The 23,111-nt window shown below is 38.8% G+C and carries 19 protein-coding genes; 4 read left to right on the plus strand and 15 right to left on the minus strand.

Annotated features, from left to right (window positions below):
* The first annotated feature begins 83 nt into the window (after positions 1-83).
* From H5090_RS16465 to H5090_RS16475, 3 genes are all read left to right on the plus strand, one after another.
* On the plus strand, positions 84-821 hold the full coding sequence (locus tag H5090_RS16465) for a hypothetical protein (protein WP_182696236.1): 738 nt from the start codon (positions 84-86) through the stop codon (positions 819-821).
* A 114-nt stretch (positions 822-935) separates the two neighbouring features.
* Entirely contained in the window at positions 936-1,850 is a 915-nt protein-coding gene (locus H5090_RS16470; protein ID WP_182671832.1) for a M14 family metallocarboxypeptidase, read from the plus strand.
* 73 nt (positions 1,851-1,923) lie between these two features.
* A complete protein-coding gene (locus H5090_RS16475) occupies positions 1,924-2,334 on the plus strand; it encodes a hypothetical protein (RefSeq protein WP_182696237.1) in 411 nt (136 codons plus the stop codon).
* Positions 2,335-2,375: 41 nt separating this feature from the next.
* Here the strand turns inward: H5090_RS16475 and ccoG are convergent, their stop codons facing one another.
* From ccoG to H5090_RS16525, 10 genes are all read right to left on the minus strand, one after another.
* Positions 2,376-3,758: a cytochrome c oxidase accessory protein CcoG gene (gene ccoG, locus H5090_RS16480; RefSeq protein ID WP_024596828.1), complete on the minus strand. Its 1,383-nt coding sequence runs from the start codon at positions 3,756-3,758 to the stop codon at positions 2,376-2,378.
* A gap of 145 nt (positions 3,759-3,903) precedes the next feature.
* A complete protein-coding gene (locus H5090_RS16485) occupies positions 3,904-5,322 on the minus strand; it encodes a sigma-54-dependent Fis family transcriptional regulator (RefSeq protein WP_182696238.1) in 1,419 nt (472 codons plus the stop codon).
* Positions 5,323-5,415: 93 nt separating this feature from the next.
* Positions 5,416-6,720 carry an AarF/ABC1/UbiB kinase family protein gene (locus tag H5090_RS16490; RefSeq protein ID WP_182696239.1) on the minus strand — a complete coding sequence of 435 codons (1,305 nt, stop codon included), beginning with the start codon at positions 6,718-6,720 and terminating at the stop codon, positions 5,416-5,418.
* A gap of 68 nt (positions 6,721-6,788) precedes the next feature.
* Positions 6,789-7,343 (minus strand): DUF1439 domain-containing protein, encoded by a 555-nt coding sequence (locus tag H5090_RS16495; RefSeq protein ID WP_002960677.1) that lies wholly within the window; start codon positions 7,341-7,343, stop codon positions 6,789-6,791.
* A gap of 95 nt (positions 7,344-7,438) precedes the next feature.
* Positions 7,439-10,120, minus strand: a complete 2,682-nt coding sequence (locus tag H5090_RS16500) for a DUF349 domain-containing protein (RefSeq protein ID WP_182696240.1) — start codon at positions 10,118-10,120, stop codon at positions 7,439-7,441.
* Positions 10,110-10,391, minus strand: coding sequence for a YeaC family protein (locus H5090_RS16505; RefSeq protein ID WP_007378333.1), 282 nt, complete (start codon positions 10,389-10,391; stop codon positions 10,110-10,112). Before H5090_RS16505 ends, H5090_RS16500 begins: the two co-directional genes overlap by 11 nt.
* Position 10,392: 1 nt before the next feature.
* Positions 10,393-10,719: a hypothetical protein gene (locus H5090_RS16510; protein ID WP_002960680.1), complete on the minus strand. Its 327-nt coding sequence runs from the start codon at positions 10,717-10,719 to the stop codon at positions 10,393-10,395.
* A gap of 139 nt (positions 10,720-10,858) precedes the next feature.
* Positions 10,859-12,361, minus strand: coding sequence for a sodium:alanine symporter family protein (locus H5090_RS16515; RefSeq protein ID WP_182696241.1), 1,503 nt, complete (start codon positions 12,359-12,361; stop codon positions 10,859-10,861).
* Positions 12,362-12,740: 379 nt separating this feature from the next.
* Entirely contained in the window at positions 12,741-13,868 is a 1,128-nt protein-coding gene (locus tag H5090_RS16520; protein ID WP_182696242.1) for a carboxypeptidase family protein, read from the minus strand.
* Positions 13,869-14,051: 183 nt separating this feature from the next.
* A complete protein-coding gene (locus H5090_RS16525; protein ID WP_002960684.1) occupies positions 14,052-15,494 on the minus strand; it encodes a glyceraldehyde-3-phosphate dehydrogenase in 1,443 nt (480 codons plus the stop codon).
* A 174-nt stretch (positions 15,495-15,668) separates the two neighbouring features.
* Between H5090_RS16525 and H5090_RS16530 the strand changes: the two genes are divergently transcribed.
* Positions 15,669-16,469, plus strand: a complete 801-nt coding sequence (locus H5090_RS16530) for a DUF2989 domain-containing protein (RefSeq protein WP_024596170.1) — start codon at positions 15,669-15,671, stop codon at positions 16,467-16,469.
* 238 nt (positions 16,470-16,707) lie between these two features.
* Here H5090_RS16530 and ihfA read toward each other — a convergent pair whose 3' ends face one another.
* The 5 genes from ihfA to H5090_RS16555 all read right to left on the minus strand — a co-directional run bounded on the left by ihfA (position 16,708) and on the right by H5090_RS16555 (position 22,503).
* A complete protein-coding gene (gene ihfA, locus H5090_RS16535; RefSeq protein ID WP_002960690.1) occupies positions 16,708-17,007 on the minus strand; it encodes an integration host factor subunit alpha in 300 nt (99 codons plus the stop codon).
* 2 nt (positions 17,008-17,009) lie between these two features.
* On the minus strand, positions 17,010-19,397 hold the full coding sequence (gene pheT, locus H5090_RS16540; protein WP_002960691.1) for a phenylalanine--tRNA ligase subunit beta: 2,388 nt from the start codon (positions 19,395-19,397) through the stop codon (positions 17,010-17,012).
* 15 nt (positions 19,398-19,412) lie between these two features.
* A complete protein-coding gene (gene pheS / locus H5090_RS16545; RefSeq protein WP_002960692.1) occupies positions 19,413-20,393 on the minus strand; it encodes a phenylalanine--tRNA ligase subunit alpha in 981 nt (326 codons plus the stop codon).
* Between the two features lie 344 nt (positions 20,394-20,737).
* Positions 20,738-21,448 carry a DnaA regulatory inactivator Hda gene (gene hda, locus H5090_RS16550; RefSeq protein ID WP_002960693.1) on the minus strand — a complete coding sequence of 237 codons (711 nt, stop codon included), beginning with the start codon at positions 21,446-21,448 and terminating at the stop codon, positions 20,738-20,740.
* Complete coding sequence (locus H5090_RS16555; RefSeq protein ID WP_182696243.1) at positions 21,448-22,503, minus strand: DUF2066 domain-containing protein; 1,056 nt, start codon at positions 22,501-22,503, stop codon at positions 21,448-21,450. The genes hda and H5090_RS16555 overlap by 1 nt, the downstream gene beginning before the upstream one ends.
* Between the last annotated feature and the right edge of the window lie 608 nt (positions 22,504-23,111).

Genomic DNA, 23,111 nt, shown 5'->3' on the forward strand with positions numbered 1-23,111 from the left:
AACTTATACTTCATATAATTGTTAGGTATATCCCCTATTAAACAATTATTTACAGCCTAATTTAGTGGTTTAAAGGAGCTAACATGCTTAAAAAATGCATTACCACAACGGCTTTAATTTTAGCTCTATGCGCTTGCACGTCAGAAACAGAGTCGGATTTAGTAAAAACAAAAGGAATTTGGGCAGGCTTTGAACTGATTTCTGACGGTAACCGCACGCGTGTTAACGCAGAGCTAAATGCGGGAGATGCTAATGGCTCAAACATTATTTTAAGCGATAGCGACTCATTGCAAGCTGTTGTTAATAACACTGCTATTGTACTTACAAAAGACACCGACTTTTTATACGTTGATTACCAAGCGTATATAAATGCTACTGATGATAACCAACAGTTTGATATAAAATTTAAACGAGACGATGGCATAAATGCGAATTCAGGTGTGGAACTACCTTTAAATTTTATTATTTTAACCCCGAGTAACAACCAAACTTTTAGTATTAATAGTCCCCTTACAGTTCAGTTAGATGGCACTGATCCCAATAGTACTAGTCAAGTAGAACTTAGCAGTAGCTGCACTAACAATAATAATGAAACACTTTTACAATCAATGCTTTTTGCGCTTAGTACTTCGCGCCTTGAAATAGATTTGCAAAGCTTAGATATGTTTAGCAGCTCGCAAGTAGATCAAAGTAAAACGTGTAGTTTAACAGTTAGTGTAAAGCGTGAACGACTAGGTAGTATTTCGGGTGAGTTCGCAAACCAAAGTTATATTAAAGCCCAGCAATCACGCGCTATTAAAAATATGACTTTAACGTTTTAATTTGCACGCTAATTTACTCAGCGTTAAGCTACGCCTTTATTAAGTAATTTTACCAATTGTAATTGCCCTCCTTATTTATAGGAGAACAAATAACAGTTGATATAAAGGTTTATTATGACTAACAGCACATACCCTATTGGCACACCAGGCAAAAAATGGAATAACAACGATAAAGCCCAGTGGTTAGCACGCCAAAACATTAAACGCAGTTACCAAAACGAAGTCGTAACGCTAATTAATGACCTTAAAAGCACCTTAGATATAGAGCAATACGGCGAGCTTAATTACGCCGCTGGTACTTACCCATTATATATATTAAAAACGCCTAACTTTAATGCCAATAAACCAACTGTTTTAATCACAGGTGGTGTACATGGCTACGAAACCAGTGGCGTACATGGCGCACTTAGATTTGCTAAAACATCCGCTATGCAACACTCAGAGCAGTTTAATATTGTTGTTGCGCCCTGCATTAGCCCTTGGGGATATGAAACTATAAACCGCTGGAACCCTGATGCTATTGATCCTAACCGCTCATTTTACGAAGGCAGCCCAGCACAAGAGTCAGCAGCTATTATGGCGTTTGTAAAATCACTCAATGTAGACTTAGTTGCTCATATTGATTTACACGAAACAACCGACAGCGATAACAGTGAATTTAGACCCGCACTTGCTGCCCGTGAAGGCACAACAAACACTAATTGGAACATACCTGATGGGTTTTATTTAGTGGCCGATACCAATAAGCCTGAGCCTGAATTTCAAAAAGTAATTATCGAAGATGTGGCAAAGGTCACGCACATTGCCCCGAGCGATGAAAACAACCAGCTAATAGGCGTCCCTCAAGAGCAATTTGGCGTTATTAATTACGCAGCACGCGATTTAGGTTTGTGTATGGGCTTTACAGATGCACCCTATGTAACCACAACAGAGGTATACCCTGATAGTCCAACAGCCACAGATGAAGAATGTATTTTGGCGCAAGTAGCGGTTATTAAAAGCGCGCTTAACTATATTAAAGCACTTTAATAAGTTTGCAGCCGCTTGTACCCTCTTGGCTGCTAAACTACATTTAGATAAAAAGCTAATTTAGGAGGTATTAATGGAATACAAAAATAAAAACGGACACGTTAATTTATCGCTTGAAAATAACATAGTTATTGCACAATTTAGCGGAAACCTAGAACTTGAGCTTTTAAGTAATTTTAAAACAGCGCTTTTTGAAACCATTCAATCATTTAAAGGCGAAAAATGGGGTTATATAAGTGACTCATCAAACGTTGTAGCTGCAACCCCACAGGCCGAGCAAGAAATGGTAGCCATAAGCCACAGCATGCAGCAAAACAACTGTTTAATTAGCGCGTTTGTGCTTACATCACCTATTGCTATAAGCCAAATGCAACGAATAATGCAAAACGCCAAAAGAGACGTTACTTTCAAAGATTGTCTTTTTGATAATCTAGAATCTGCAAAGCATTTTATTTTAAATGAATTAAACAATGACTTGAGCTAGGTAAAGCTCAAGTCGTTGTTTATATAGAGCTTATTACTGGACTAATTTTTATAAAATTGGCTGTCTTTGGTTATAGTAATGCTGGCATCTTCTTGCGCTGTTACTATAAATTGTAACTTACTCACTTTGTGCGCAATATTGTAACCATCGGCTGTTACAGTAACGGGGACTCTTTTCATTGCACCTGGCTGTATAAGTGTAGAACTTGGACTTGAGAGTGTTGCTTCTGGCAAGCCCTCTATGGCAATACTGTAATGCAGTGCTTGCTGCGTTTTATTAATAATAGTAAGTGTATAAGGGTTTTCTACCAGGCCCTCGTAGTTCACTCTATAAAGCGCATTCCTATCGCGTAGTACTGAGGCTTCTATTGGTGTGCGTTGCAGCATCCATGCAAACATAGAAATTATTAACAAAGCCGTTAATGCGCCGTATCCTATTAGTTTTAATCTAAATGGATTGGTTTTTTTGCCTTCCATTTGTTTTTCGCTGGCGTATTTAATTAAGCCTTTTTGATAACCAAATTTCTCCATGGTATCGTCGCAAGCATCAATACATAAGCCACAGTTTATACATTCATATTGTAAGCCATTTCGAATGTCTATTCCTGCAGGGCATACCTCTACACACAAGTTACAGTCTACACAGTCACCTAAGTTAAGCTCTTTTGGATCAGCTTTGCGTTTGCGTGGCCCTCGGCTTTCACCGCGCGTGCTATCATAGGTTACAAGCAACGTATCTTTATCAAACATAACAGCCTGAAAACGAGAATACGGGCAAGCAATCGTGCACATTTTTTCGCGTAAAAACCCTGCATTACCGTAAGTGCAAAAAGCGAATAAAAACACCCAAAAGCTCGTAATACCTGACCATTCAAATGTAAGCATTTCCATATACAAACTTTTTGCTGGAATAAAATACGCCATAAACGAGGTGGCGGTTAAAACTGAAATAATAATCCACGCACTGTGCTTAGTTATTTTTTTGCGCCAAGTACTTAGCGTCCACTGAGATTTATCTAATTTAATTCGCTGATTTCGAGTGCCTTCTATGCGTTGCTCTACCCACGAAAACATGAGCATCCATATTGTTTGCGGGCAGGTATAACCACACCAAACCCGACCAAGCCAGTTGGTTACAAAAAATAACGCAAAAGCCCCCACCATGAATAGCAGGGCTAAAATCATAAAATCTTGAGGAAGGAGTGTTAAACCAAAAATAGTAAAGGTTTGCGTTGCCACATCAAGCAGCACAGCTTGTTGACCGTTATATTGGATCCACGGTATTGCAATAAAAGTTAGCATTAGCAGCCAACCTAAATTACGGCGTATGCGCTGAAAAAATCCTTTTTGCTCGCGGATATAAATTGGCCCTTCTGTGTTATAGGGCTTAATAATCATGTCTTCTTCTTTAATATCAAACTTCATAGTACTTGCTTCATAATGACGGGTATTACGCAAGCATTTGCAACTTTCAGACCAAGCTGAAACCTTAATTACTTCATTGATATTAAAGAAATTATTTTAAAAAATAAAAATAAACCACGCGATATAAAGCGTACTTCGCGATATATCACGAATTTTTAGCGATTCCTAACTTTCGCATTTTTGAGCGTAGTGTACTCTCAGGTAAGCCCAATTTAACTGCCGCTCCTTTATCACCTGATATTTGCCAGTGCGATAACGCGAGAACAGAGGTTATATGCTGCTTTTGCGCTTCATCGAGCGTAAGTGAAGGATTAATAACAACTTCACCACCCGCTTGCAAAGGCTGACTTAGCTGAAGTACCGCTTGATTAGATAAAATAGCTTCACGTTCAAGTACATTTTGCAGCTCTCTAATATTGCCTGGCCAATCGTAAGCCTGCAGCTGCGTAATTGCTTTTTTACTTAGCCCTTTTAAGTTTTTCCCGAGCCGTTTATTTAGCTGCGCAATCAAATTAGCGCATAAATAAGGAATATCTTCTTTTCGATCTTTAAGGGCGGGTACTTTTATAGGAAATACATTGAGCCGATAATACAAATCAATTCTAAACGTGCCTTTTTGTACCATTTCCCACAAGTCGCGATTAGTCGCTGCAATTACTCTAATGTTTACTTTTAGCGTGTTGCTGCCACCCACGCGTTCAAACTCTTGTTCTTGCAGGACTCTCAGTAATTTACTTTGCGCCTCAAGTGGAAGCTCTGCTATCTCATCTAAAAACAAGGTGCCTTTATCAGCAAGTTCAAAGCGCCCTTTACGGCGGTCATTGGCACCTGTAAACGCGCCCTTTTCATGACCAAACAATTCCGATTCTAGCAAGCTTGGGGTAAATGCGGCGCAATTTACTTTTATAAAAGCTTGTTCGCTACGCTTGCTTAGTCGATACAAATTACGGGCTACTAATTCTTTACCCGTGCCATTTTCGCCAAGTATAAGCACTGTGCTGTCGGTTTCACTTACCAGTTTTATTTGATCTAACATGGTTTGAAATATATGGCTTTGTCCAACTAGCCCTGAGTCTTGCCAGTCTTCGTTGAGCTCTGCAATTAAGTAGTTGTTTTCATCTTTTAGCTGCTCACTTAAATGCTTTACTTGAGTAAGTGCCTCTTGCAGTGCATTTTGTGTTTGCTGTTGCAGTGATATATCGCGAAATACCGCTACAGCACCAATTAACTTATCATTTTGATAAACCGGTGTTGAAGTGTATTGAACTGCAAATGAGCTACCGTCTTTACGCCAAAAAACTTCATTTTTAACTTCACGACGCTTTCCGTCAAACATGGTGCAGTAAATTTGGCATTCATCTGCGGGATAAGGTGTGCCATCAGCATGAGTATGGTGATGATATTGGTGTATTTTTTTACCTAATAGTTCCTCAGCGCACCAACCTGTCATGCGCTCAGCGGCAGGATTAACAAACACCGCATTACCCGATAGGTCAAAACCGTATATGCCCTCACCTACTGCGTTTAGCAATAATTTAGGATCGTTTAAAAATTGTTTTATCATAAATACACCTCGCGAAATATCGCGAGCATTATGGCAATTTTATACACTAATTGCACTCATTACTTAAAGTGCACTTACGCGTAAGTTAAAAAGCTATAAATAGTGCTTAAATAACGTTTTTACATCTATTTTTGCACCTAGCCTTGCGGCTATTAAATAAAGTCCTGCAAGTTTTCGGTGAATAAATAACGCATCAACGGGCGGTGTATGCCATTGCTGAGATTGCGCACTAAGGGCAAGCCCTGCATTTTTAATTTTGAGCGCGAGTTCGCTATTTTTAAAATCAAATTCCCCTTCTGCTCTTAGTGGCTCGCACGCCATTAAAAATAAATCAATGACGTTGTTTTTATACTCATCAACTAAGTCATTTTTAAAATAACCTATGTGTGATGCCGCTTTAAGTACACCTTCTCGGTTGTTTTCGCTACCCGCTTTAAATAAGGCTAAGTACGCTAAGCTAAGCTCGGTTGATATTTCTCGCGTTGCACCAAAATCAAATAAAACAATTTTTTGTGTATCAAGCTGATAATGAAAGTTGGCAAAGTTAGGGTCGGTTTGAATTAATTTAAATTCAAACATTTCTTTAAAAAACAAATCAATCAGTTGCTCTGCAACAAAGCTTTTTTGACTATCTGGTAGCTCTGTAATGCTCTCAATAGGTTCTGCTTTTATATACTCCATAGTTAGCACTTGTTGTGTGCTGTGCTCTGGATATACGTTGGGTACTTTAAAGTGGGGATTAGTTGCTAATGCATTTTTATAACGTATTAAGTACTGAGCCTCACGTTTATAATCAGCCTCAGCTAATAACTGTGCCTTAGCCTCACCAATAAGTGGTTTAATATTAAGATCTTTTGGCAATAATCGAGAAATCGTTAATAACGAAATAACGTTATCGACATCACTTACTACACTTTTTGCAATACCAGGATATTGAATTTTAACAGCAAGCTGATCGCCATTTTCTTTATAAGCTAAATGAACTTGCCCTATAGAAGCCGCTGCAAAAGGCCTTAGCTCAATGTGAGAAAAACGCGCTAGCCACTCATCCCCCCATTGCTCTTTTAACACTTCAACAAGCTGCTTATGAGGCATTGGATTCGCGTCTGAGCGCAGTAAAGCAAGTAACTGAGCCAATTCAGGACTAAGTAAATCACCGGCATCCATTGAAAGCAATTGCCCTAGCTTCATCGCAGCGCCACGTAAATGAGATAGCTGTATAGCTAGTTTTTCAATGTTTTTAGGTTGTAGCAGTAAGCTTTTATTGTCCCAACCTTTACCTGTTAGCGCGCTCTTAGCACCATCAACTAACATGTTGGTAGCAACACCTGTGGCAAGTGAGCCTAATTTTGCAAAGCGAGAAAGCCTAGAAGTGGGAACAGTACGAGGAGCCGCCATAATATTAAAACCTAATTAGCCTGAAAGTCAGGCTAATTAATACGTATATTATAAGTAGGTAGATCTACTTATAGACGAGGTACTAGCTTAATTGCACCTTCAACCACTTTCATATCAAGTGGAAGCTTACTAAGTAGCATCATTTTAGGGTCATCCATATTTAGAGTATAAACAGGGTTAACCGCTAAAAAAGCATTAATCACATCCATTGCTTGGCTATCAAGTGCACCTAAATTACCTTTGAAACCACCGGCATCAACACTCGAATCAAGTAATTTAATATTACGTAAAAACACCGCTTTTTTCTCACTGTCGTAAAATGGGCTACCTTCAATTTGTAGCTTTAAACGCACTGGGTATTTAAGTGCGAATGCATTAATTTCAGCGCTTGAATCAGCACCAAGAACAACAACGTCGCGGTTATCAGGCCCAATATTTACACTTAAATCGTTTACATCAAACTGAACCGGCAAACCCATTAAGCTTACTTTTTCACTTAACTTTGGTAATTGCTTACCCAGTACAGACTCAACCTCAGAGTTAGTAAATGAATATACTGATATGCCTTGCGTGGTATTACAGGCGGTTAAAAATAACGCTGCAATAATAACTAAAATTCTCATGAGAACCCTTTTGTTTATAAATTAGTGGTACATAAAAAAGCCGCTATTAAAGCGGCTTATTAAAATAGTAACCAGCACATATTATGCTGGTTTTATTAAGCTGCAAGTGTCGCTTTAAGTCGCGTTAGTGTGTCAGGTTCAACTGAACCGTCACTGAGCGCTAATAACTGTTTTAAATAATAGTTTAAATCAGCATGATCGCCACGATGTTTGTCATCTAGCATGGCTACTTGTTCTGCCATTCTAAGTGACTTATCGGTTGAACTTACGTTCGCTAGTATTTCCATACGAGTAATAAGTTGCTCTTTACTTAATGTTGTTTTAAGCGGTGCTTGATACTGACTTGGTAACGCTTCATTGTTTTCAAGTGCAGTAATTAATGCATCTAAATTAGCTTGCTCAGATTTACTTGTAAGCAATGCAAGTTTATCTTCAATAGCAGCTAGTAGCTTAGTAACCTTTGGCGCTAACGATCTAAATTGCGTGTACCCTTTCACTTTTGTTTCTAGGTCGTGCAACTGCGCTCTTTGATTAACATCACTAAGTGCTGCTTCAAGCTCAGCAAGTTCTGCAATTGCTTGTTTATCTGACTCGTTTTGCTCGAGTTTTTGCTGCTCAAACTCACTACTACGCTTAGTAAATGTTTCATCGTTATACTGACGAAACTTTTGCCATAACGCATTTTCAGCTTTTAAACCAGCAAAGCCAATGGTTTGCCATTGCTGCTGCATTTGCTTCAACTCTTGGCAGGCAGCGGCTAAATCATCGCTTTGTGATAATTGCTGCGCTTTTTCTACTAACTCATTTTTAAGTGCTGCATTACTTTTATGAAATGCGTTTAATAAAGCCAGTACTTGTTGTTGCTCATTTTTATAACGATCGTTTAGTGTACGGTATGTCTTAGGGTCAACTTTACCCACACTGCGCCACGCTTTATTTAAACGATTGTATTGGCTTTCATATTGTTTCCAATCAAAATCATCCTCAGCAGTTGGCTGTAAATGGAGCGCATGCATGTCGTTAATAATACTTTCACGCTGTGCTTTTGATGCTTCGCGTTGCACTTCTTGCTCTGCGAAGTAACTACGGCAAGGCGCAAATAACAACTCGATTTGTTCATCAAACTGCACACCTTGTAGCTTTTCTTCATCTGTGTCTAAACGACCTAACTCATTCCAACGTTTACGTAGCGCTTTTACTTGCTCTGCGCGTTGTTGTGGGTCTGTACACTCTTCGCTTACTAATGCACTTACTTCTTCTAATAAAGCTTTACGCTTTGGTGCTGCAGCGTATTTTTGCCAATCTTTCGCATCTGCAAGTTGCGCTTCAAGGTCTGCTTTTATGTTTACAAGTGGCTGCTGATATTGCTCAGTAAGTGTATTAAATAACTCTTCAAAGCCTTTAAACACGCCAAAAGCAACATTAAAACGACCTTCTTCAATTAGGCGCTTAACATCACGAGCTTTGCGCTTTGCTTGGCTTTGGTTTTTTTCAAGTGGCTTAACTAGCTCATTCATTGGTGCTAAAAATTGCTTTTTATGCCCATTTAACTGTGTTTTAAAGGTACTTTGCAGTGCGCCATCTAAAACATTCAAATGATTACGCGCTGCTTTAAAGCCATTATTAAATTCAGTAAGAGTTGCATCGTATTGTGCTAAATCTTCTGCTGGCTTAATTTCGCATAATGCTGCAAAAGCGAGTTTGTACTCTTTAATAGCCGTTGTTAGCTCGGGTAATTTAGCAACTTGAGTAAATAGTTTTTCTAACTTGCTTACAGCGAGTTTTGATTCTGCATTATTAGCAAGTTCTGTTTCGCTAATAGCTTGCTTAGCTTGCGCTACTTTTGCATCAAGCCAATCTTGTTGAATTTGCTCTGGAGTTTCAAGACCAAGCTGTAAGGCATTTTCAATTTCTTCACCCAAAGCTTCAAGTGTTGCAAGTGCTAATAATTGACGCTGTTGTTGCGCTAATTGCTGCTGCTCTTTGTCATGTACTGCTTTTAGCTGTTCAATGTGTGCATCTAACTTAGTAGTAATAGAAATATATTTTTCATCAAGCAGCTTTACACGTTCATCACTTAACCATTTGAGCTCAAGTGCTTGCCACTGGGCCATTAATTCGCCGGCTTGTGAATTTACAACACCAAAATCTGTTTTTTCACGTAAAGCATTTAACTTAGCTAAAATAACACGTGTTGCACTTTCAACCTGAAGTGGCATTTCAATTGCTAAACGCTCATTTTCAATATGCGTTTCAAGTGCTGCTTTTGCATCACCTTTTGCATGTTTTACTAATGGCTTAATTAATTGATGGGTAATAACAAGTTCAACTAACTGAGTTTGTAGCTCTTCGCTACCTTCTTTAAATGCTTTTTCTACTAATTTTGGGTTTGCTAAACGTTTTAATAATTTAACGCGTACTTGCAGTTCTTTTTCTGCAAATGCTAACTTTTCGAGTGTTTTAACAGGTGCAAAACGCTCTATGTATTCACTTTTGATTTGCGCTGTTAATGTACTTTCGCTATTTAAAACAGCATTAGATATTTGCAGCTCTGCTATATCTTTTAATGCTTGATCTTGTTTATACGCTTTCCACCATAGCGGCAAATTGTTTACCTTTTGCAGCGCTTTACGGCGAATTTCAGCTGAGCTATCTTCAAGTGCTAACGTGTTTAATATGGTTGCATCACGTTCAATGTCTAATTTTTCGATAGCATCAAGACGTACTTGTTGCTTTGGGTGTTTCCACTTAGGTGTAAAAAGGTGCTTAAAGATCATGTTCACTAAACCTAGCTATTTCGTTGTCTGATTTGAATTCTTTTTGTAGTTGAGCTTTTGTCTTTTGGATCATTTCACCATTAGCACCAATCGTAAATTGCTCGTTTGATTGAGCCACCTTTGCTTGATACAACATAACCAACTGCACTGTTTGTTGCTTTTGTTCATCTGATAAAACGGTACCGTCTGGCCACTTGCCAGTAGAAGCACCGTATTGTAAGCGTTCGAATAATTCGGGAGTAATATTTTGTACAAGATTGTCGATGTTCATGTCATTTTTTCTTTTTTAGAGTCACTAAAATAATACGATTTATAAGGTACCAGATACAGCCTATGCCTATTGCGGCAGTGTAAGCATACCACTGAAGTGTTTCTTCTTGCGGTTGTAAAAAGTACAAGCAGAAAAAACCACCTAAAAATAAGATAAGCGCCAAAAAGGAGTGATTTATAAACATCTGCTTTTTTTTAATTCGCTGTTCGCGCTGAAGTTGTAAAACTTGCTCGTCGTTTAGCTCTGCAATGTTGCTTTCGCAATGCGGACATTGCTTATGTTTATCTGAAATTGATTTTGCACATTTTGGGCAACGAATAATCGCCATACTTCTCTCCATACTACGCATAAAAAAAGCGCCTTTCGGCGCCTTTATTGTACTTGTTTTATTTCTCGTTGTCTTTTTTGAATTCAAATCAACAACTGATTTGGGGGCTATAATTTTCTAAGTTGCCCACTAAGTTTAATTACTCAGCGTCTTTTGACTGTTTCTCTAAACGCTTTTCCCAAAACGAGGCGTTTTTAATCCCTAATTTAACTGGGTCAAATGTGATCTTTCCGCCTTTTTTCTTCTGATCCTCATAATCGCTCAAACATAACAAAGCTGGCTTAGCTACAAAGAAAATAGCTAAAATACCCAATATGTTAATCCAAGCCATTAAGCCAACGCCAATATCTCCAATAGTCCAGATATAACCTGAATTATTAACCATACCGTATGCAACCATGAACATAATCACAAATTTCACAAGGACAAGCGGGATATTGCCTTTAAAGTAACGATTTAAGTAAGCAATATTTGTCTCTGCAATGAAGTAATAAGCAAGTATTGTGGTAAAGGCAAAGAAGAATAATGCAATACCGACAAATGCTTGTCCAAAGCTGCCAAATACACTAAATAAAGCCATTTGAGTAAAGGCTGCTGAGCCTACTTCAGTCGCTGCATCGACATTTTGTACAATAAACTGTCCTGCTGGTAAATCACCTACAACATTATATTGCTGCGTTATTAAGATCATTAATGCTGTTGCAGTACATACAAAAATGGTATCAACATAAACCGAAAAAGCTTGTACTAAACCCTGTTGAGCTGGGTGATCAACCTCTGCAGCAGCTGCAGCATGAGGCCCACTACCTTGGCCAGCTTCATTAGAATATATACCACGCTTTACGCCCCAACCAATAGCAGCACCAAAACCTGCCTGCGCAGTAAATGCATCACTAATAATTAAATAGAATATATCAGCTACTTTATCTAAATTTAAAAATACTACGATTAATGCCAGGACTATGTAACCAAGCGCCATAAATGGCACTACTACTTGTGTAAAGTTTGCAATACGCTTTATACCGCCAAAAATAATAAACGCTAAAACAATAAGGATGATTGCTAAAGCGACTAACTTAAAGCTACCTACGTCACCAAAGCTAGTAGTAACCATGTCGCCACTGCCAAACACTTGGGTAAACGCATTACCTACTGCATTTGCTTGTACACCAGGTAGAAAAACACCACAGGCAATAATCGCCGAAACAGCAAATAAAACAGCTAGCCACTTTTGCCCTAAACAACGGTCAAAATAGTACGCTGGGCCACCACGGTATTGCCCATCTTCTTCTGTTTTATAAATTTGGCCTAAAGTAGACTCTGCGTATGCAGTGCTTGCACCTAAAAATGCAACAACCCACATCCAAAAAATTGCGCCTGGCCCACCAAAGCCGATAGCGGCAGCAACGCCAGCGATATTACCAACGCCTACTCGTCCAGACAACGATACTGCAAGGGCTTGAAAAGATGAGATACCTTTATCAGACGTGTTAGGACTAAATAATAACTTACACATTTCTTTAAAATGTCTAACTTGAGCAAATCGAGTTAATACTGAATAAAACAAGCCTGCGCCTAGGCATAAATAGATGAGTGCATTACTCCAAACAACATCATTAACAGCACTTACAAAAGCTTCCATGGATATCCTCTATAGTTATATTTATTATTTTTAATTACGAGACTCTGCTTTAGCTACTACGCTACATAAGCTTTACGAAATAAGGTTTTACCTCTCCCGTCCCGACTCATGATTTAATTAATCTTAACTTAAGTAACCTAACTTTGTTAACACTTAATTTTCAAAATATATAATTACACACTTGGCGAAAGGCATTACATCTGTAGTATTTAAATGAAAGTAGATTGATTTGTACCGATACGGTGATGATACGCAGCGAAGAAGCGTTGAAAACGTTTTAAGAATAAAGCTGCTATATGATTATTATTTTTTTATACAAGGGGTTTTATTAAAAGCAAAAAGGGTATCAAAACTATTGATACCCTTTTAGATAAACGTTTTATCTTAAATCATCAACAACATTAACAATAGCCGCTAATGTATCTTGACCAAATTGATACGAACGACGATCTGACCAGCCGTAATCTGGATCCGGTAAAGCGTTGTTGTCTTTAAATGGCATTTCAATTGTGTACGTTAATGCTTTGAATTCTTCAGCCGTAGCTGATGAACCTACCGTTAGGTTAGCTTGACCTGGCTCATCTTTTGGATAGCCATGCTCATCTTGAAACTCAGGTGTAATAGTTAAAAGCGCAGCTTTAAAGCTATCTTCTAAACCTTTTAAGCGTTCATCGTAACTTGGAATACCTTCACTGCCTGCCACAAAGTTATATGGGATAGCTTCATCGCCGTGTATGTCTAAGTGCATATCTAAGCCAGCTTCGCGCATTTTATTAAGCACTAAGTAAACCTCAGGGCTATTTTCCATGCTTGGTGTTTGCCATTCACGGTTTAAGTTAACACCTTTAGCGTTAGTACGAAGATGTCCGCGTGCGCTACCGTCTGGATTCATATTAGGCACAACGTAAAAAACTGCTTTTGATAGAAGCGCAGCTGCATGTGGGTCTTCGTCATCAAGAAGTTTGTGCAGTAGACCTTCAACATACCACTGCGCCATTGTTTCACCTGGGTGTTGACGTGCTGTGATCCAAATGGTTTTCTTGTCTTCACTTGGCTCACCAATTTTAAGCACACTCATATCGCGGCCATCGAGTGTTTCACCAAGCGTTATTAATTGGCAAGCGCCTTGGCTTTGTGCCCAAGATAATAAATCTAAATGGCGGTCGTAACTGTATGGCGCAAAGTAAGCAAAATATACACTGCCGAACTCTGGTTCAATTTCAAAGCTTAATGTGCCATTTTCATAGCTTGATGGTACACGAAACCATGTTTGGCGGTCATATGATGCAACGGCTTGATACCCTTCCCAACCATCTGGGTAAGCTGATTTATCAAGCTCATTAATATTTAACTTATGCAATTGGTAAGGTGTTGTTTCAAGACGAAAGTGAAACCACTGATAAAATTCAGACTGGTGATCTTTATTAATTTCTAATTGAATATTTAAAGGATCGGTGGCTTCAATAACTTTGATATTACCACTGTCGAAATTGCTGCTGATTTTCATGAAAAAACCTTTAGGTTGAATAAGTTTATCTGCTTATTAATTCACAGAACTGACATTATTTTATAAATAGTAAAACGAATGTGCACTTTCTTAATTAAAGCCTATCACAAGGCATACGCTTTAAAAATAATACACGACCAAAAAAGCCAGCAACATGCTGGCTTTTAAGTCACTGCAAATAAATTAGCGAGGTAAGCTTGGGAATGACACTTCGGCCATATCGCGCATACAACGTACTACTTGGCAGCTGTAACCAAACTCATTGTCGTACCATACATATAAAACAATACGGTTATCTTCAACAATTGTTGCTTGTGAATCAACAACACCTGCGTAACGGCTACCTACTAAATCGGTAGATACAATTTCCGTTGATGCTGTGTAATCAATTTGATCACGTAAGTCTGAATGAAGTGCTGTGTCGCGTAAAAATGCGTTTAGCTCTTCAACTGATGTGCTTGTTGCTAAGTTAAGATTTAAAATAGCTAGCGACACATTAGGTGTAGGTACGCGGATTGCGTTACCTGTTAACTTGCCTTCAAGCTCTGGTAATGCTTTTGAAACCGCTTTTGCAGCACCTGTTTCAGTAATTACCATATTGAGTGCTGCGGCACGGCCACGGCGCTCTGCTTTGTGGTAGTTATCAATAAGGTTTTGATCGTTCGTGTACGAGTGTACAGTTTCAACATGGCCATTATTGATACCAAACTTATCGTTTAATGCTTTAAGCGTTGGTGTAATTGCATTGGTTGTACAGCTTGCTGCACAAACAATTTTATCTTCAGGTAAAATATCTTTGTTATTAACACCATATACGATGTTTTTGATATTGCCTTTTGCAGGAGCTGTTAATAATACTTTTGCAGCGCCCTTACACTCTAGGTGCTGGCCAAGGCCCGCTTCGTCTTTCCAAATACCGGTGTTATCAACAATTAATGCATTGTCGATACCGTATTGAGTGTAATCAATTTCGCTAGGAGAGTTAGCGTAAATAACTTGAATGTAGCTACCGTTAGCTTTAATTGCATTGCGTTCTTTATCAATCGTGATTGAGCCATTGAATGGACCGTGAATTGAATCACGACGCAGTAAGCTTGCACGCTTTTCAAGATCCCCATCTTTACCACCACGCACAACAATAGCGCGCAAACGTAAATCTGAATATGGACCTGATTTTTCAATTAATAAACGCGCTAATAAACGACCGATACGACCAAAACCATACAATACTACATCGCGTGGCTCTTTCGCTGGTGAGTCTGTTATTTCTGCAAGTTCATCTTTTACAAACTCTTCTACTGAACGACCTTTTGCGGCTTCAGTGAACAAATAACTATATGCAAGCTTACCAATATCAATACGTGCTGAGTTTAATTCCATTTTGCTGATAGCTTCTAAAAATGGGAAGCTTTCGCGCAAACGTAATTTAGTGCCTTCAAACTGAGCAACGGTTTTGTGAGATTTGATAATATCGATAGTACTGGCATTTACGAGAGGACGGCCATATACAGCGATTTCGATACCACGATTACGGTAAAGCTTACCAATGATTGGTTGCATGCTTTCTGCGTAATCTTGGCGCTCTTGCCAACTATTTGTGTATTCTAACTCGTGAGATGAGGTCATTTTATTTACCTAAGTTTATCATTTTGAACGGATAGCCTTTAAAAATGCACTATATTTTGAGAGTAATGCACTTCAGGCAGGGCTATTCTAATTTAAACTGAAGTTATTCTCTACTGTTAGGCGTTAAATGATTGCGTTAGAATAACAAAGTAAATATTCATTTGGGGTTAAGGAATGCTTAAAAAAGCAAGTGTACTATTGGGTTTGCTAACATTGGCAGGGTGTGAAGAGCCGTTAACACTCGCACAAGTGTGCAAAGAAACACCTGGTTTTTGTAGCGACTTAAACAAAGACAGTCACTGCAAGGATGAGCGTTCTGATGTAATTATCAAACGCTACATAGAATACAAAGACCCTACTGATGAAAATAAATACCAATTACTCAAGGACTTTGAATCTTATAACCAATGCATAACTTTGGCCGCTAAAATTGAACATATTAAGTTAAAAGCTAAAAAAACGTCACGTATTGATGGTCAATTAACGAGTATTAAAGAAATGACTCGGTTATATCAAGATACCCAAAATACAAACCACCCAGGTTTGCTCTACTACCAATGGTCACGAAATAACAACCAAAGTGCGTTGACTAAATTATTGGCTATAGAAAATGATAAAAGTGTAACGCAAAGTGCCGAAATGCAATTTTTTTTAGCATCGTACTATATTAAATTTGATGATGAAAAAACCATTGATTTACTTTATAAAACTCTAGAGCTCAATAAAAAAGACAACATACCGAATCCGGAAGTGTATACATCACTTATTAGTCTTTTTTATAAACATGATAAGTTTAAGCACGCATATATATTTTCTAAAGTAGCGCAAATGTCGGGGATTGAAAATATTGATGTATTTGAAATTGAGCAGAAATTAGTCGCAAATGGTAAAAGCTTAGATAGCCTAGATGTACTTGCAGAGCAAACATTTCAGCAAATAATGGCAGGTGATTTTGTATCTCCTCGAGAGTTTTAATTTATAATCGCAAAAATAACCTAATACCAATCTGCTTATGTATGGGGTCTATTTAACGTTAAGGAAATTACGCTAGAACTAGGCAAAAATTTTGTATCTAGTTGTTCTAGATAAAAATATTTTAACGACGTTATAGTGTTATTTAATTCGTTAAATTGATCAAAGATTTATGCAGGTTGGTATAATTTAATAACTAGGTTATTCAGGCAAATAAAAAGGCAGCTTACGCTGCCTTTTTTTATTTTGCTTTGCTTGTGCCCACTTCTACGCGGGTTTTAAGCTTTTGACCTGGTCGAAAAGTCACCACGCGACGTGCCGAAATAGGAATATCTTCGCCTGTTTTCGGGTTGCGGCCTGGTCTTTCTTTTTTGTCTCGAAGATCAAAGTTACCAAATCCAGAGAGCTTAACCTGCTCGCCTTTTTCTAGCGCTGAGCGGATTTCTTCAAAAAACGCTTCAACTAAATCTTTGGCATCTTTTTTATTGATCCCGAGCTTTTCAAATAGGTGTTCAGCTATGTCGGCTTTAGTAAGCGCCATATCTAGTCCCTCAACGATGCATTAAACTGTTCGGCCAATTCGGCCACCACGTTATCAACTACTAGATTGATATCTTTCTCTTCGAGTGTTCTATCAACCGCTTGCAGTGTTAGAGCAATCGCCAAACTCTTATAATTTGGCTCAATACCTTTGCCCTTATACACATCGAATAAGTTTAGGTCAACCAATTGATTTCCGCCAACTTTTTCGATCACGCTTAAAATGTCGCCAGATTTAACGCTGTCTGCCACTAAAATCGCGATGTCGCGGCGATTTGAAGGGAATTTAGACACCCCTTCGGCTTGCGGTAAATTTCTTTTTTCTATTGCTGACATTTCAATTTCAAAAACAAAAGTTGCGTTGTTGATATCTAACGACTTTTGAGCTTGAGGATGTAAAGCACCAAAAAAACCAACCTTTTTACCATCAACATATATTACTGCTGATTGACCAGGGTGAAGTCCATCTGACTGCTCGGCTTTAATTTCAAAGCGAGTAATGTCATTGGTAATTGCAAGTAAGGCTTCAACATCACCTTTTAAATCGTAAAAATCAACATTGCGTTTTTCTTCAACCCAATGTTCACCATTTACAAGACCCGTAATAACACCGCCAATAACCGGTACTTGGTAAACACCATTTTCTGCACTTTCGTCGCTTATAAATTTAAGACCATGTTCGAATAAACGAATACGAGGCTGTTGGCGATTTTGGTTATACGCTACAGACGCTAATAAACCCGGCATTAAACTTACACGCATTGCTGACATTTCAATTGAAATAGGATGCGGTAATACCATTGCTTTACACTCTGGGTGTAAAATAGCTTGTGCTTTAGGGTCTACAAAGCTGTACGTAATTGCTTCTTGGTAACCACGAGTCACTAACGTATTGCGGAACTTGCTAAGCGCAATAGTTGCTTCGTTATGTGTCGTCATTTTAAGTTTTGCAGTTGGTGCAACATTTGGAATGCTGTTGTAACCGTAAACACGTGCTACTTCTTCAATTAAATCTTCTTCGATGCGAATATCAAAACGGTAGCTTGGTACGTCCGCACTCCAGCTTTCATTTTCTACTTTAACATCAAGACCTAAACGCGTAAGAATATCTGTTACTTTAGCATCTTCAATATGATGACCAATAACACGGTCTAAACGTGCACGACGAAGACGTACTTCAGTCACTTTTGGTAGTTTATCAGCCGCAACAGCTTCAACTACTGGACCTGCTTGACCACCCACAATTTCAAGAAGAAGTGCTGTTGCACGTTCCATTGCATCGTGTTGTAGAGCAAAATCAACACCGCGTTCATAACGGTGTGAAGCATCAGTGTGTAAACCGTAGCTACGTGCTTGTCCTGCAATTGCTACAGGATTAAAAAATGCGCTTTCAAGTAATATATCAGATGTTTTATCTGTAACACCTGATTGCTCCCCACCAAAAATACCCGCAATTGCAAGTGCTTTATTATGATCGGCTATCACAAGTGTTGTGTCGTTTAATTTAGCGGTATTACCGTCTAATAAAACAAGTTCTTCGCCTGCGTTTGCACTACGAACTTTAATACCACCTTCAATCGCATTTAAATCAAACGCGTGCATTGGGTGACCAAGTTCAAGTAATACATAGTTAGTAACATCAACTACAGGATCGATAGAACGTACGCCACTACGACGTAATTTTTCAACCATCCAAAGTGGTGTTTCAGCATCAAGGTTAATGCCCTTTATCACACGGCCAAGGTAACGAGGACATGCATCTTCGTTAACTAGCTCAATTGATACTTTGTCATCAATTGTTGGCGTAACCGCTGGGATATCTAATACATTTACGTCAATGCTATTTAAAACACCTACTTCACGAGCAAGGCCTTTAATACCTAAACAATCACCACGATTTGGTGTTAAGTCAACATCTATAATATTGTCATCAAGACCTAGGTAGTCACGTAAATCAGTGCCTACTGGTGCATCGCTTGGCAATTCCATAATGCCGTCGCCTTCTTCGCTAATACCTAGCTCAACAAAAGCACATAGCATTCCGTTTGAAGGTTGGCCGCGTAGTTTGGCTTTTTTAATTTTAAAGTCACCAGGAAGTACAGCGCCCACAGTTGCAACAGCAACTTTAATACCTAAACGACAATTTGGTGCACCACACACGATATCAAGTAGCTCATCGCCACCTACGTTAATTTTGGTAACACGAAGTTTATCTGCATCAGGGTGTTGACCACATTCAACAACTTCACCAACAACTACGCCATTAAATTTGGCAGCAGCAGGCTCAACACCATCAACTTCTAGACCAGCCATTGAAAGCTGTTCCGAAAGAGCTTGCGTATCAATAGCAGGATTAACCCACTCTCTTAACCACTTTTCACTAAATTTCATTTTATTGTTTCACTCTTAACGGAACTGGTTCAGGAATTTTAAGTCATTTTCGAAAAATGCACGCAAATCGTTTACGCCATAGCGCAACATTGTTAAACGCTCTACACCCATGCCAAAGGCAAAGCCGGTGTATTTTTCTGGGTCAATGCCCACAGACTTAAGTACATTGGGATGTACCATGCCGCAGCCTAGTACTTCTAACCACTTACCGTCTTTACCCATAACATCTACTTCAGCTGAAGGTTCTGTAAATGGGAAGAATGAAGGACGGAAACGAATTTCCATATCCTCTTCAAAGAAGTTACGTAAAAAATCATGCAAAATACCTTTTAACTCCGTAAAGCTAACATCGGTATCAACCATTAAACCTTCAACCTGGTGGAACATTGGTGTATGTGTTTGGTCGTAATCGTTACGGTATACACGTCCAGGTGAAATAATGCGCAGTGGTGGCTGCTCAGTTTCCATAGTACGAATTTGCACGCCACTAGTTTGTGTGCGTAGTACTAATTTAGGATTGAAATAAAAGGTATCATGATCAGCACGTGCTGGATGGTGCTCAGGGATATTTAGCGCATCAAAGTTATGAAAATCGTCTTCGATTTCTGGACCAGATTTAACTTCAAAACCTAACTCACCAAAAAAGCTTTCTATACGCTCAATAGTGCGCGTAACTGGGTGTAAACCGCCGGTAGGCATAACACGTCCTGGCAGAGTTACATCTATAGTTTCAGCAGCTAGCTTTTCTTCAAGTGCTTTACTTGCAAGCAATTCACGCTTTTCGTTAATAGCAGCTTGCACATCCTGTTTAGCTTGGTTTATAACTTGGCCTGCTTCTTTACGTTCTTCAGGTGCTATTTTACCTAACGTTTTAAGTAAGCTAGTGATTTCGCCTTTTTTACCAAGGTAATTAACCCTGATATCTTCTAACTGCGCTATTTCACTGGCACTGGCTACCGCCTCAAGTGCTTGCGCTAATATATTTTCTAAGTTCATTCGATACCTGATCTTTCACAGAAGGTGATTGCTTAAGAGCGTGTTGGCCTTTCAAGATTGCTTCTCAACTGTGTGGTTGGCTATTAAATAAGGTTAAGCATTGGGCTGTAGTTTCCTACATAAGTCATGCAATAACCCTAAATAAAGACCAAACACGTGTTGTTCGAAGTGTTTATCTTGTGGCTACTCTCTTTGTTGTTCGGGTATTGCATATAAAAACTATGCTAATGTCCTCACGACGCGATTAAAGCCCACTTAAATTAAACAAATTCCAATCAGGAAAGGTAAACACGCTCTGATAATAGCTTATGATAACTGAAAGCAGGGTCTAGATTCTAGACCTACTACAGCTTTAACGTTGATTTTATAAAAGGAATAGTTAATTTTCGCTGTGCAGCCATAGATGCATGATCTAATTTGTCGAGTACATCTAATAAAGCTCGCATATCACGGCTTAAACGGGTTAATAAAAAGCGTGCACACTCATCACTTAATTCAAGGCCGCGCATGTGAGCGCGCTTAACAAGTGCTTGTGCTTTATCGTCATCACTCATAGAACGAATTTGAAAGGTTGTTCCCCACGTTAAACGAGACTCTAAATCAGGCAGAGATATATTGAGCATGCTAGGAAGTAAATCAGCAGTTACTACTAACATTTTACCGGGTTCGTTAAATCGGTTAAAAAAGTTAAATAGTGCTTTTTCCCACGCATCATTCCCTGCAACTAAATGCACGTCATCAATACATAGAACATCAAGTGCTTCTAAACCGTCTAATACCATAGGTCCAAAGTCAATTACTTCGCGCATAGACAGCAACATATTAGATAAGCCACGCTCTTGTGCTTTTATGCAGGTTGCATATAAAAGATGAGACTTGCCCGAATCACCTAAACCACATAGGTATGTATACTGAAACGTTTTTGCTAATTTGGAAAAGCTATCTTTTAGGTGATTAACCTCCAAAGAGTCTTCTCCCCCAAAATACGATGCAAATGTTTCGTCATCCGGTAAAGTAACCGGTAGTGCCATTTGCATCGGCTCAGACATTAGCATTATGGTGTTACCCATTGATACTCTAAGCTATTTTTATCAACAACATGATAAAATGCGCGTGGATCCTCATAATCTTTAAATGAAGAGTCTAGCCCTAACCCTTTTTTAAGATCACTCAAGTTACCAGTATGATTTAATTTAAATTCAACAAATTCCGGTGTTTTACGAACAATTTTGACTTGCGTAACAACACTTATGCTCAATAATCTTCGTTTCGCTAATTCTATATCAACAAAACTTTGTGTGCCTTTTAGCGTGAGCGTAGCAGTTGCTTGTTCATAATAAGCATTTGGGTCAATTGCATACTCGCTTGCAAGGCCTCGAGCTAAGGTGTCAATCATCTGGCTAACTATTTGCTGCTTATCGCCCGTTAATCTATTTGAATCAAATTGATCATCATTAGTAAAACGCCAATCTAAAATCCAATTTTCGCTATCAGCTTCTTTATACATTCTTGCTGTAATACTTCGCTCAGCACTGTAGCGTCTAGAGGCCTCTTCTACTGGTTCAGAAAAGTTACCCCATACCTCAGGAATACCTACTAGACGTCGATCTTGTAAATCAAGTAATGGAACAACGACAGGTAAACCACGACGCCCTGCTTTGTCATAAATTAACTGCTCTAACTGCGGGTAACTTTCTTGTGTTACTAATTCTCTGCGCCAATTGTCTTCAATACCTAACCATATTGCGACTAATGGACGTTGTACTCCCCATAAAGGTAAGTTTAACTCTTTGATTAGCGCGTTGATCTTTCGAGCTTCAAATTTAACAACGAGTTTCAATTGTCCATTTGCTCTCTCGTCATATTCAAACTTAAGCATATAATCAGAAATATCTTTAGTACGTTGCTGCGCTAACTTATTTTGATCCGCAGTTTCATCACCGCTTACTTTCACTAAAACATTAAGCAAAGCTTTTCGACTCGCAGCTAATCGAGTATCTCGTGTTTTGTCATCCACTTTTAAAATATCTTGATATAGATCAGTTACTTCAACTGCCGACACAGAAAAACAAAATAAAATGGATATGGCGCTAATTAATAATCTATACACAGGCTGTTAGTTCTTGGTTTTAAACTGATTTGATCCTAAATCAAAGACAGTAACAAAGCAAAATTAAATTTGTTATCTAAGGAAATGAGAGTAATTAGCTTTTATAAAAAATAAAAAAGATTAAATTAACTTCAGGAGTCGCTAAGCTCACCCGACCTACGTGATGGTGTTGATGTGAATGTGTGTTAATTGCGCGCATTTCACTTTTCTGCAGACGTAAAAAAGCCCGACTATTTTTAGTCGGGCTTTCTACAATTTGAAGTCGGTGCGCTACGCAGTAGGATGTCGTAGTGCCCACAGCGGTGGAGAGCTACAGTAAAATGCTAAACTATCTTTGTGTCGCGATATGAGTGGGTGTTAATTGCGCGCATTTCACTTTTCTTCAGACGTAAAAAAGCCCGACTATTTCTAGTCGGGCTCTCTACAATTTGAAGTCGGTGCGCTACGCAGTAGGATGTCGTAGTGCCCACAGCGGTGGAGAGTCACAGTGAAATGCTACACTCTCTTTGTGTCGGGAGTCGCTACGCTCGACCTACCTACGTGATGGGGGGTGCTGTGAGTGTGTGTTAATTGCGCATATTTCACTTTTCTGCAGACGTAAAAAAGCC

The organism is Pseudoalteromonas sp. SR43-5 (genome assembly GCF_014163835.1).
In the GTDB taxonomy this organism is placed as follows: Bacteria; Pseudomonadota; Gammaproteobacteria; order Enterobacterales; family Alteromonadaceae; genus Pseudoalteromonas; species Pseudoalteromonas distincta.